The organism is Pseudomonas wenzhouensis, from assembly GCF_021029445.1.
Taxonomy (GTDB): domain Bacteria; phylum Pseudomonadota; class Gammaproteobacteria; order Pseudomonadales; family Pseudomonadaceae; genus Aquipseudomonas; species Aquipseudomonas wenzhouensis.
This window is the reverse complement of the sequence record NZ_CP072610.1, coordinates 283,900-296,133: the sequence shown is the minus strand read 5'-3', so window position 1 is coordinate 296,133 and position 12,234 is coordinate 283,900. Positions and strand designations below refer to the sequence as shown.

The following is a 12,234-nucleotide window of genomic DNA, read 5'->3' as shown; positions in this document are numbered from 1 at the left end:
ACAGGGCAGCTGCAACCGGTGCGCACAGCGCACCCTACGGGGTCAAATCAACCATAGCGACCGGTGATGTAGTCTTCCGTCTGCTTCTTAGCCGGGTTGGTGAACAGCGTGTCGGTGTCGCCGAACTCGATCAGCTTGCCCATGTACATGAACGCGGTGTAGTCGGAAACGCGCGCCGCCTGCTGCATGTTGTGGGTGACGATGACGATGGTGTACTTGCTCTTGAGCTCGTAGATCAGCTCTTCGACCTTCAGCGTGGAGATCGGGTCAAGGGCCGAGCAAGGCTCGTCGAGCAGCAGCACTTCCGGCTGCACGGCCACGGTACGGGCGATCACCAGACGCTGCTGCTGACCGCCGGACAGACCCAGCGCCGATTCGTGCAGGCGGTCCTTGACCTCATCCCACAGTGCCGCGCTCTTCAGCGCCCACTCCACCGCCTCATCGAGCACGCGCTTGCTGTTGATGCCCTGGATACGCAGGCCGTACACCACGTTCTCGTAGATGCTCTTGGGGAACGGGTTGGGCTTCTGGAACACCATGCCGACGCGGCGACGCAGCTCGGCCACGTCCTCGCCCTTGCGGTAGATGTTGCGCCCGTCGATGTTGATCTCGCCTTCCACGCGACAACCGTCGACCAGGTCATTCATGCGGTTGAAGGTACGCAGCAGGGTCGACTTGCCGCAGCCGGACGGGCCGATGAAGGCGGTCACGCGCTGCTTGGGGATATCCATCTTGACGTCGAACAGCGCCTGTTTCTGACCGTAGTACAGGTTCAGACCCGGTACGGCGATGGCCGTGGTCTCGTTGGCCAGGCTCAGGCTCTGCTTGTCACGGCCAAGGGCGGCCAGATCGATACCGTGGGTATGGGTTTCGTGTTGCATAAACTCACTCCGTTCGTAGCTACAAGCTGCAAGCTGCGCGCCGGTGGCGCGCGACTCGTAGCTGCGTTAGTGATCCAGCGCCTTGTACTTCTCGCGCAGGTGGTTACGGATATAGACCGCGGTCAGGTTGAGCAGGGCGATGACGATTACCAGCAGCAGCGCCGTGGCGTACACCAGCGGGCGCGCGGCCTCGACGTTGGGGCTCTGGAAGCCGACGTCGTAGATGTGAAAGCCCAGGTGCATGATCTTCTGATCCAGGTGCAGGTACGGGTAGTTGCCGTTGAGCGGCAGGGTCGGCGCCAGCTTGACCACGCCCACCAGCATCAGCGGTGCCACCTCGCCGGCGGCGCGCGCCACGGCGAGGATCAGGCCGGTCATCATCGCCGGACTGGCCATCGGGATGACCACCTTCCACAGCGTCTCGGCCTTGGTCGCGCCAAGCGCCAGCGAGCCTTCACGCACGGCACGGGGTATCCGCGCCAGGCCTTCCTCGGTGGCAACGATGACCACCGGCAGGGTCAGGATCGCCAGGGTCAGCGAGGCCCACATCAGGCCCGGCGTACCGAAGGTCGGTGCCGGTGCGGACTCGGGGAAGAACAGCTGATCGATAGAGCCACCCAGCACGTAGACGAAGAAGCCCAGGCCGAACACGCCGTAGACGATCGACGGTACGCCGGCGAGGTTGTTCACCGCAATGCGGATGATCCGGGTCAGAGCGCCCTGGTGCGCGTATTCACGCAGGTAGACCGCCGCAATCACGCCGAACGGGGTAACGATCACCGCCATCAGCATGACCATCAGCACGGTGCCGAAGATGGCCGGGAAGATCCCGCCTTCGGTGTTGGCCTCACGCGGCTCGTCGCTGACGAACTCCCACAGCTTCATGGCGTAGAAGCCGAGCTTGTCGACAGTGCTCATGGCATTCGGGCGGAAGGCGCGGACGATCTTGCCCAGCTCGATTTCGGTCTGCCGGCCATCGCTGGCGGTCAGGGTCACACTGTCACGGTTGATCTGCTGACTCAGGGCCACCATGCGCTCTTCGAGTACCTTGTACTCGGCATTCAGTGCATCGCGGCGAGCGTCCATGTCGGCTTGCGCGGCGTCATCCAGCTTGCCCTGCAGCTGCAGCTTGCGGCCTTCCAGACGAATGCGCTCGAGGCTGTGGTTGATGCGGCCGATGTCTTTCTTCTCCAGGCGCACCAGTTGCGCATGCAGATCATCGACACGCTCCAGACGCTCCTGCAGCGCAGCCCAGGCCGCATCACCCTCGGCTACCACCTGGCCACTTTCCTTGACGTTGACCAGGTTGCCGTAGAAGTTGCCCCACTCACGGCGCTCCAGCACGGTGATGCCAGCCGGCTTGCGCGGGTTGCTCAGCCACTCGCCAACCACCCAGGTGAAGTCCGCGCCGAACAGTTCACGGTTGCCCACCTTCATCAGCTCGCGGGTCATGAACTCGCCGCCCTCTGCGGCAACCGGCAGGCCAGCAGCCGCCAGACGCGCACGCGGCACTTCCTCGACCTGCACCACCTCGCCCAGCATCACCCGCGATTCCTGACCAGGTATCTGGTAGTCGGCTTCGAGGATGTCGGCCGGCCAGAAGTGGCCCAGGCCTCGGGAGGCGATCACCGCCAACAGGCCGAGGGTCATGATGATGGCGATGGCAACCGCGCCACCGCTCATCCACACGCCCGGAGCGCCGCTCTTGTACCAGGATTTCAGGTTGTTCTGTTTCACGGCATCACACCTTGAATGAAATCATTCTTTACCTCCCCTTTCCCGCTTGCGGGAGAGGGGCCGGGGGAGAGGGCTTAGGCACGCGGCCACAACACCCTCTCCCGCCCTGCGGGCACCCTCTCCCATGAATGGGAGAGGGTCATCAGTTGGCCTGCTGCGCAGGCATGTTTTACAGACTCGAATATCGGGTACGCAGACGCTGACGGATCAGTTCGGCCAGGGTGTTCATCACGAAAGTGAACAGCAGCAGCACCAACGCGGCGAGGAACAGCACGCGGTAATGAGTGCCGCCGACTTCCGACTCGGGCATTTCCACTGCGACGTTGGCCGCCAGGGTGCGCATGCCTTCGAAGATGTTGATGTCCATGATCGGCGTGTTGCCGGTGGCCATCAGCACGATCATGGTCTCGCCGACGGCGCGGCCCATGCCGATCATCAGCGCCGAGAAGATGCCCGGGCTGGCGGTAAGAATCACCACGCGGGTCAGGGTCTGCCAGGGCGTGGCACCGAGGGCCAGGGAGCCGAAGGTCAGGCTCTTGGGCACGCCGAACACGGCGTCTTCGGCGATCGAGTAGATGTTCGGGATCACCGCGAAGCCCATGGCCAGCCCGACCACCAGGGCGTTGCGCTGATCGAAGGGAATCCCCAGCTCATTGGTTAGCCACAGGCGCATATTGCCGTCAAACAGCCAGTTTTCCAGATGACCACTGATACCGATGGAGAACCAGCCCACGGCAATCACCACCGGAATCAGCAGCGCCGCTTCCCAACCTTCGGGTACGCGATGCCGGATGGCGTCAGGCAGCCTGGTCCAGACATAACCGAACAGCAGGATGCCCACCGGCGTCAGCAGCAGCAGGCTGAAGATGCCGGGCAGGTGGTTTTCCAGAAACGGCGCGAGGAACAGGCCGGCGAAGAAACCGAGAATCACCGTCGGCAATGCTTCCATCAGCTCGATCACCGGCTTGACCTTGGTGCGCATGCGCGGCGCCATGAAGTACGCGGTGTAGATGGCGGCAGCAATGGCCAGCGGGGCAGCCAGAAGCATGGCGTAGAACGCCGCCTTGAGCGTGCCGAAGGCCAGCGGCGAAAGGCTCAGCTTGGGCTCGAAATCGGTGTTGGCCGAGGTCGACTGCCAAACGTAGTCAGGCTCCGGGTAGCTTTCGTACCAGACCTTGCCCCACAGCGCACTCCAGGAAATTTCCGGGTGTGGGTTATCCACCACGAAGCGCTGCAGCTTGCCGTCCGACTCGACCAGCACCCGGCTGGCGCGTGGTGACAGTGCGGCAACGGCGCTGCCATCTGCGACCTGCTCCTTGAGCAGAGTGCGGTGCGCCGTGCTGTGGAAAATGCCCAGGCGACCGTCAGCATCCAGGGCCATGAAGCCCTTGCGACGCTCCTCGGGGAGGATCTGGGTGATCGCGCTGTCGCCCAGCTGGAAGCTGCGGATCGACTGGAAGGTGGACTTGCCGTCCTGATCGCGCACCATGAACCACTGCTGGATACCACCCTTGGCGTCACCGATCATGATCGAGATGCCGCCGAGCAGGCTGGTAGCGCTGGTCACACGGTTGGACGCATCCTTGAGCAGCTCGTAACGACCATTGAGGCTGCGCTTGCGCAGGTCGAAGACGTCGGCACTGGAGTCGCCATTGAACACGTACAGCCACATCTGGCGGGGGTCGATAAGCAGTTGGCTGACCGGCTCGCCGATCTGCGGCAGGTTGATGCGCTGCTCGCTGACGCTCACCTCGCCAGTGAACAGGTTTTCCTCACGGCTGAGGCTGATCAGATGCAGCTCGTTGTTGGTGGAGCCGGCCAGCATCAGCGTACCGCTGTTGAGATTGAGCGCCACATGCTCCAGCGGACGCCCCTGCGGGTCCAGTTCGATCGGCGCCTCGCCATAGGGGAAGTCGATCTGCGGCGCGATGGTACGCACGTTGTCCGGATAGGTGATCTTGTAGTTGTGCTGCAGGATCAGCGCCTGGCCGTTGGACAGCCCCAATACCACGCGGCGCGTACCCGGCTGGTCCTGACCGACGGAGGCGACGGTCACACCTTGCGGCAGCGGCAACTGCAGACGCTGCAGGGCCTCGCCATTCTTGAGTGCGAAGAACTGCACGGCACCGGAAGCATCCAGACGCATGGCGACCTGGTTCTGCTCTTCCATCGCCAGCAGCAGCGGCGCCTGCGCCTCGGCCAGCCAGGCCGGCTGTTGCGCCTGACGCGCCGTCAGCTCGGCGCCCTGGAACATCGGCAGCACCACATGGGCCAGGTAGAAGAAGATCAGGGTGATGGCACCGAGCACCGCCAGCCCACCGATGGAGACGTACCAGCGTGCCAGACGATCCTTCAGGGCACGCATACGGCGCTTGCGTTGCAGGGCGGGCGTATTGAAGTCGATCCCCAGGGGATTCTGTGATCGGTTCACGGATTCTTTTGCCAAGTCGTTCATGCGAGAAGTCTCTGCGCGGGCTTGATTGCAGCGCATGCGGCTGCCCAGGCGTGCCAATTTAGCGATGTTGTATGACAGAAAAGTTACAGCCAGCTGACACAACGAAGCCCGCCCCTCCTAGGAGGGGCGGGCAACGTGGATGGCAGCGCTAGCGCGGCGGCATGCTTACAGACCCAGTTCCTTCATGGCCTTCTCAGCCACCTTGGCCGGCAGCGGGATGTAACCGTCCTTCATCACCACTTCCTGCCCCTGCTTGGACAGCATCAGCTTGATGAACTCGGCATCCAGCGGGCTCAGCGGCTGATTCGGCGCCTTGTTGACGTAGACGTAGAAGAAGCGCGCCAGCGGGAACTTGCCAGCCAGGGCGTTCTCTTCACTGGCCTCGAAAGCCTCACCGCCGTTTTTCGACAGCGGCACCGTGCGCACGCTGGACGTTCTGTAGCCGATACCGGCATAGCCAATGGCGTTCAGGGTGCTGGAGATGGACTGCACCACCGAGGCCGAACCCGGCTGCTCGTTGACGCTGGCCTTGAAGTCACCCTTGCACAGCGCTTCTTCCTTGAAGTAGCCGTAGGTACCGGACACCGAGTTGCGACCAAACAGTTGCAGCGGACGATTGGCCCACTCACCGGTCAGACCTAGGTCACCCCAGGTTTTGATGTCCTTGTCGCCACCACACAGACGGGTGCTGGAGAAGATCGCATCGACCTGCTCGATCGACAGCGACTTGATCGGGTTGTCCTTGTGCACGAAGACCGTCAGCGCATCGATCGCCACCGGAACGGCGGTCGGCTTGTAGCCGTACTTCTCTTCGAAGGCCTGGATTTCGCTGTCCTTCATCGGACGGCTCATCGGGCCCATGTTGGCAGTACCTTCAGTCATGGCAGGTGGCGCAGTGGAAGAACCGGCGGCCTGAATCTGGATATTGACGTTGGGGTAATTCTTCTTGAACTCTTCTGCCCACAGGGTCATCAGGTTGGCCAGCGAGTCGGAACCGACGCTGGAGAGATTGCCCGATACACCGGAAGTCTTTTCATAGGCTGGCAGAGCCGGGTCGACGGCGGCTACAGCAGATACGGCGCTTACGCCAGCGGCGGCGAAAGTCAGGGCCGCCATCAAACGCTTCAGTTTCATGCCTTGCTCCTAGCAGGATGGTGTTGTGTTGGATGGAACGGGCCCAAGTATCTGCAGGCCACGTGAACACTCTATGAAACGAATGTGACAGTTAGATGAACGTCGACGGATTCTAGGGCGGCAGAGAGAAAGCACTTCGGATGGTCTGGGGGAAGTGTGAGTGATACCGGACTGGCAATAACGTATTAGCTGTCGATGACTTGGCACTATCCATTAGCGCGCCGCTTGGTCTGATGGGTTTCGCCCCTTACGGGCGACTCACTTTCTTTGCTTGTGCAAAGAAAGTAAGCAAAGAAACACACTCCTGCATACGAGCTAGGCGCCCCCGCCCTGCTGCGCCGGGGTTCCCTCGCTCCATCACCGCTCCAGGGGCACGCCACGAAGGGCCATCCCTGGCCCATCGTGGCTCTCGCGACATCCATGTCGCTCAACCCCTTCCACGGCGATTCCACTCGGCCTCCTGAAGGGGATTTGGGCGTCGCCTGTACCATCGCAGTTGAAGAGCAAAGGCAAAGGCCAGACGCCGCCATACGCACACAAACTTGCCAGCCCGGTCTGCTAAGACCCAACAAAAAGCCCCCGCACGCAATGCATGCAGGGGCTCGTACCAGCGCCGCAGTGATTACTGCATATTCTGCTTCAGCGCCCGCATGCGGTCGTGGCAAGCCCGTACCTTGGGCATCTCCACGGCCAGCAGCACATGGACATCATTGTCCGCCGTCTCCAGGGCATCCTGGAAGGCATGCAGAATGCGGTCTTCCGCTTCCTCTAGCTGCGCGACGTAGGTGGCGTCTTCATCCTTGGCCAGGGTCGCGCGGGTGTCGGCGTAGACCTGGCGCAGCTTGCCCAGCAGGGTGCCACCGGTCGCCGGCTCGCTCTGATTGGCGGCGACCTTGATGCTCAGGGCATCGATCACCTGGGTCTTGGCGCGCACCATGTCGCGGAACAGCGCCTGCAGGCGGATATCCTTGACCTCTTCGTGGGCATGCTCGTAGAAGCGCTTGCCATCACGGGTGATTTCGATCAGTTCATTGAGTTGTGCGGTCTTGCTGCTCATGGATTGACTCCTTGGCTATGGGACTTGCAGATATCGGCCACGGCAGTGGCCGGAGGGGTGAAGGGGTTCAACTGCTGATGCGCAGGGCATCGGCATCGACACCCCGCACACCGCGAATGTTGCGCGCGATCTCGACGGCCAGGCGCTTCTCGGCGCCGCTCAGTACGCTGCCACGCAGGCTGACCAGGCCATCGTCGGTGTTCACCGCGATGTTCATGGCATCCAGGTTGCGGCTGTAGAAGAAGCTGGCCTTGACCTTGCTGGTGATCCAGCTGTCGCTGATGTTCTCGCGCGCCTCCTCGACAGCGGTCTGCACTTCACTGCTACTGCTGTCGGCAGTGCTGATGCTGAGGTGGTTGAACACTTCGCGCACGCCATCGGTATTGGCCGCCAGCTGGCCGGCGAGCTCCTTGGCGGCTGGCGTCTGGGCATGACCGCTGAGGGTGATGTTGCCGGCCTCACTGCGCACCTGAATGTCCAGGCCACGGGTATTACTGTTCCACAGCAGTTTGGATTTCACCGTAGCCGCGAGGCTGGCATCTTCCAGCCGCTGTACCAGACTCGGCGGATTACCCTCGGCGACGTCACCACTGACTTCGATTCGATTGTCCACCGAGTCGATGCCCTCTATGCTCAGCGCCACTTGCTCGGCCAGATCCTTCTGTACATCGCTTTCGACCTGGCCGCCGAGGGTGGCAACGCCCTCCTGCACCGCAATATCGAGCTTGAACGGGTTGAGGTGGCGATTGAGCGCGAAGGCTGTCCAGATCGAGCCTTCCTGGCGTGCGGCCTCCAGTTGCGCGGTCAGTGCGCCTTCGCCGGCATGACTGGCCAAGGGTGTCAGACCAAGCACCAGTACGGTACTGGCCGCCAAGAGCAAGGGTTTGAACGGTGGCATGTGTTCATTCCTGTTGTGAAACGATGCAAGGACTATCGCAAGCCCCATGCCAGCCAGCAAAAAACAATAATCTTCTTTTAAATCATAAGCTTAAGAACACTAAAGGCACCCTGCCTACATGCAGGATGCAGTATTGGCGCAGCCAGGTCGTGCAACTTGCATGGTTTTTACCTGACTAAGCTGCATTGACCAGCCAGACGGAGCACTTACATGGCAGTTGCAGAGCAGACCAGCGGGCGCATCCTGCTGGTGGACGACGAAGCGGCAATCCTGCGCACCTTCCGCTACTGCCTGGAGGACGAAGGCTATGATGTCGCCGGCGCCAGCAGCGCCGCCCAGGCAGAAGCCCTGTTGCAGCGCCAGGTGTTCGACCTGTGCTTCCTCGACCTGCGCCTGGGCGAGGACAACGGCCTCGACCTGCTGGCGCAAATGCGTATCCAGGCGCCGTGGATGCGCGTGGTGATCGTCACCGCGCATTCGGCGGTGGATACCGCCGTCGATGCCATCCAGGCCGGCGCCGCCGATTATCTGGTCAAACCCTGCACCCCCGATCAGCTGCGCCTGGCGGCTGCCAAGCAACTGGAAGTGCGCACCCTGGCCGCGCGCCTGGAAGCACTGGAAGGCGAGGTCAGCAAGTCCAGGGAAGGCTTCGACTCGCACAGCCCGGCGATGATGGCGGTTCTGGAGACGGCGCGTCAGGTCGCCGCGACCGATGCCAACATCCTCATTCTCGGCGAGTCCGGCACCGGCAAGGGCGAGCTGTCGCGTGCCATTCACGGCTGGAGCCGGCGTGCCAAGCGCACCTGCGTGACCATCAACTGCCCGTCGCTGACCGCCGAGCTAATGGAAAGCGAACTGTTCGGCCATGCCCGTGGCGCCTTCACGGGTGCCAGCGAGAGCACCCAGGGCCGGGTCAGCCAGGCTGACGGTGGCACCCTGTTCCTCGACGAAATCGGCGACTTCCCGCTGACCCTGCAACCCAAGCTGCTGCGCTTCATTCAGGACAAGGAATACGAGCGTGTTGGCGACCCGGTCACCCGTCGCGCCGACGTGCGCATCGTTGCCGCCACCAACCTGGATCTCGATGACATGGTGCGCGAGGGGCGCTTTCGTGAAGACCTGCTCTATCGCCTCAACGTCATCACCCTCAAGCTGCCGCCACTGCGCGAGCGTCATGAAGACGTGATGGATCTGGCCGAACGCTTCCTCGCCCGCTTCGTCAGCGACTATGGCCGTCCGGCCTGCGCCTTCAGCCCCGAAGCCACTGCTGCGCTGCAGGCCTATCACTGGCCGGGCAATATCCGCGAGCTGCGCAACGTCATCGAACGCGCCAGCATCATCTGCCAGGGTGAAACCGTCGAGGTAGCCCACCTCGGCCTCGGCGGCAGCAGCGAGGCACCGAGCAACAGCGTACGCGTCGGCGCCCCCATGAGCCTCGAAGAGCTGGAAAAGGCGCATATCGCTGCCGTCCTGGCCAGCAGCAACACCCTGGACATGGCCGCCAGGACACTGGGTATCGATACCTCGACCCTTTACCGCAAGCGCAAGCAGTACAACCTCTGAACACGGGATCTCCATGAAGCTGTCGATGAAGCTTCGCACGCGTCTGTTCCTCAGTATTTCGGCGCTGATCACCGTGGCCCTGCTGGGCCTGCTGGTTGGCCTGTTCAGCGTCACGCAGATGGCGCGCAGCCAGAGCGACCTGATCCAGCGCGGCTTCGATGCCGTGCAGATCGGCCAGAAGCTGCGCCAGCACCTGGGTGACGAGCTGGTCGTGCTGATCGACAAGCAGCCCGATGCGCAAGCCCTTGAGCAGATTCGTCAGTCATTCCGCGCCACCTTCGAGGAGGGCATGCAGGCGCAACTGGGCGATGACTACGTGCGTGGCCTGGAACAGGCGGCCGCGCTGTACCAAGCGATGGAAGCCGCCGCCAACAATGCAACGCCTCCCGGCCAGACGCCCCACAACCTGGCCAATGACAAAGTCTTTCTCGAGGCCTTCAAGCGCCTGCGCGATCACCTGCTGACGCAACAGGATCAGGTCGTTGCCGGGATTATCGCGGCCGAACACAAGGCCGGTGAACGCTCGCAGCTGATCGCCGGGCTGCTGGTGCTGATCGGCCTGGCGATACTGGCCATCGGCGTGCTTACCGCACACGGCATTGCCCGTCGCTTCGGCGCGCCCATCGACATGCTGGCGCGCGCCGCCGACCAGATCGGCCAGGGCCAGTACGACGTGGTTCTTCCGGTTTCGCCGGTGGTGGAGCTGACACTGCTGAGTCGCCGCTTCGGCCTGATGACCGAGTCCCTGCGCGAGTACCACTCCAGCAACCTCAAGCAGCTTCTCAGCAGCCAAGGCCGGCTCAAGGCCGTGCTCGACAGCATTGACGATGGCCTGGTGATTCTCGACGCCGAGGGTCGCATCGAGCACGCCAACCCGGTTGCACTGCGTCAGCTTTCCTGGCAACACGACCGGCTGGGCCAGCCCATCGGCCCATTGCTGCCCGGTCATGCCGTGGATGAAGCACTGCGCCAGGTGCTGACGGGCGAACCCTTGCGCGAACCACCGGCTGACCTGCAGATCGAACGTGACGGCGAGACCCGCCTGCTGGCCTGGGCGTTGACCCCGGTGCAGGTCAGCGAAGGCAGTAGCGTCGGCGCGGTCATGGTGCTGCGCGATGTGACCAAGCAACGCACATTCGAGCGCGTACGCAGTGAGTTCATCCTGCGCGCCTCGCACGAACTGCGCACACCGATCACCGGCATGCACATGGCCTTCAGCCTGCTGCGCGAACGCCTGTCGCTACCGGCGAGCGGCCGCGAACAGGAACTGATGCGCACCGTCGACGAGGAAATGCATCGCCTGGTGCAACTGATCGATGATCTGCTCAACTTCTCGCGCTACCAGAACGGCGTGCAAACCCTGCGCCGCAGCCCATGCGATCTCGGAGCAATGCTCCAGCAGTTGCCACAGCGCTTTGCCGAGCAGGCCGGCGAACGCGAGGTCGAACTGCTCTGCGACGTCCATGAAGCACTGCCGCACCTCGAACTCGATGCCACGCAGTTGCAGCGGCTGCTCGACAACCTCACCGACAATGCCCTGCGCCACAGCAATCCCGGTGGCAAGGTGCGCATACAGGCGCGTCGTCAGGGCGAACAGGTGATCGTCAGCGTCCAGGACGAAGGGGACGGCATTGCCTTCGAACAGCAAACACGCCTGTTCGAACCTTTCGTGCAGATCGGCCGGCGCAAAGGCGGCGTCGGCCTCGGCCTGGCGCTGGCAAGGGAGATCGTGCAACTGCACGGTGGCCAGCTCAATGTGTATTCACGCCCCGGTGAAGGCGCAACCTTCTACTTCAGCCTGCCGGTTTGAGGGCACTCGTGGCGCTGGTCATGTCAGCCAATGGCTTGAGTTAGCGCAGCACAGGGTCGAACTTGATCTTCCGCCCGGCCATCAGGGCCAGCAGAAAACCGACACCGAACAACACGCCCGCCGCCTTGAGCAGCAGTGCCAGCCCCTCTTCCAGGCCAGGGCTCAGCCACAGGGCAGCCAGACAGCACAGGGTCAGGATCAATAGCAGAACAGCACTTCTGGACATGGCAGACTCCTTGTCGATCAGAACACCCAGCGTGGGGTGGCGTTGGCGGGGCGTGGTTCAGCGTTGGCGTTGCTGTCGAGATCATTGGAGATGCGCAGCCACTTGGCTTCCTCACCGACGCTGTGAACGCTCTGCTTGCTGCGCAGCGCGGTGGAGCCGTCCAGCCGGGCACCAACACGCGTTTCCCACTGCGGGGCGTTGGAAAGGGTCAGCTCAGCGGTCTTGACGCTGGCACCGGCCGATCCGGTGAAATCCGTGGCATAAGCCCCGTTGACCAGCAATGCAGCGACGCAGAACAGGCTCAGGCGGACGATGTACATGGCGCTTCTCCATCAGCAAATCAGTCGGGGCTCACCCGACTGATAGTGCAGCGCTCATGCCAGTCTGCTATCAGATAAATATCGTTATAAATCAAATACTTAAACTATATTCACGACAGCGAAACCATGCACTTTGCAAGATGCATGATTTGC

Annotated in this window: 10 protein-coding genes; 2 read left to right on the top strand and 8 right to left on the bottom strand. The window is 62.4% G+C overall.

Features of this window, described 5'->3' with window-relative positions; all coding sequences use genetic code 11:
• Nucleotides 1–47: 47 nt before the first annotated feature.
• The 6 genes from pstB to J7655_RS01380 form a co-directional block, all read right to left on the bottom strand.
• Nucleotides 48–881, bottom strand: a complete 834-nt coding sequence (gene pstB, locus J7655_RS01405) for a phosphate ABC transporter ATP-binding protein PstB (RefSeq protein WP_230926241.1) — start codon at nucleotides 879–881, stop codon at nucleotides 48–50.
• 66 nt (nucleotides 882–947) lie between these two features.
• Nucleotides 948–2,564, bottom strand: a complete 1,617-nt coding sequence (pstA, locus tag J7655_RS01400) for a phosphate ABC transporter permease PstA (RefSeq protein ID WP_230927648.1) — start codon at nucleotides 2,562–2,564, stop codon at nucleotides 948–950.
• A gap of 223 nt (nucleotides 2,565–2,787) precedes the next feature.
• The gene (locus J7655_RS01395; protein WP_230926240.1) at nucleotides 2,788–5,073 is read right to left on the bottom strand and encodes an ABC transporter permease subunit; all 2,286 of its coding nucleotides are present in this window, start codon (nucleotides 5,071–5,073) and stop codon (nucleotides 2,788–2,790) included.
• A 165-nt stretch (nucleotides 5,074–5,238) separates the two neighbouring features.
• A complete protein-coding gene (locus J7655_RS01390; RefSeq protein WP_143510057.1) occupies nucleotides 5,239–6,207 on the bottom strand; it encodes a PstS family phosphate ABC transporter substrate-binding protein in 969 nt (322 codons plus the stop codon).
• 622 nt (nucleotides 6,208–6,829) lie between these two features.
• Nucleotides 6,830–7,264 (bottom strand): ferritin-like domain-containing protein, encoded by a 435-nt coding sequence (locus J7655_RS01385; protein ID WP_230926239.1) that lies wholly within the window; start codon nucleotides 7,262–7,264, stop codon nucleotides 6,830–6,832.
• Nucleotides 7,265–7,331: 67 nt separating this feature from the next.
• Nucleotides 7,332–8,162 (bottom strand): BON domain-containing protein, encoded by an 831-nt coding sequence (locus J7655_RS01380; RefSeq protein ID WP_230926238.1) that lies wholly within the window; start codon nucleotides 8,160–8,162, stop codon nucleotides 7,332–7,334.
• Between the two features lie 210 nt (nucleotides 8,163–8,372).
• Here J7655_RS01380 and algB point away from each other — a divergent pair, with 210 nt between their 5' ends.
• Nucleotides 8,373–9,725, top strand: a complete 1,353-nt coding sequence (gene algB, locus J7655_RS01375; RefSeq protein ID WP_230926237.1) for a sigma-54-dependent response regulator transcription factor AlgB — start codon at nucleotides 8,373–8,375, stop codon at nucleotides 9,723–9,725.
• Nucleotides 9,726–9,738: 13 nt separating this feature from the next.
• On the top strand, nucleotides 9,739–11,535 hold the full coding sequence (locus J7655_RS01370; RefSeq protein WP_230926236.1) for an ATP-binding protein: 1,797 nt from the start codon (nucleotides 9,739–9,741) through the stop codon (nucleotides 11,533–11,535).
• A gap of 40 nt (nucleotides 11,536–11,575) precedes the next feature.
• Here J7655_RS01370 and J7655_RS01365 read toward each other — a convergent pair whose 3' ends face one another.
• Both J7655_RS01365 and J7655_RS01360 read right to left on the bottom strand, forming a co-directional pair.
• Nucleotides 11,576–11,761 (bottom strand): PA3371 family protein, encoded by a 186-nt coding sequence (locus J7655_RS01365; RefSeq protein ID WP_230926235.1) that lies wholly within the window; start codon nucleotides 11,759–11,761, stop codon nucleotides 11,576–11,578.
• Between the two features lie 17 nt (nucleotides 11,762–11,778).
• Nucleotides 11,779–12,081, bottom strand: coding sequence for a hypothetical protein (locus J7655_RS01360; protein WP_230926234.1), 303 nt, complete (start codon nucleotides 12,079–12,081; stop codon nucleotides 11,779–11,781).
• Between the last annotated feature and the right edge of the window lie 153 nt (nucleotides 12,082–12,234).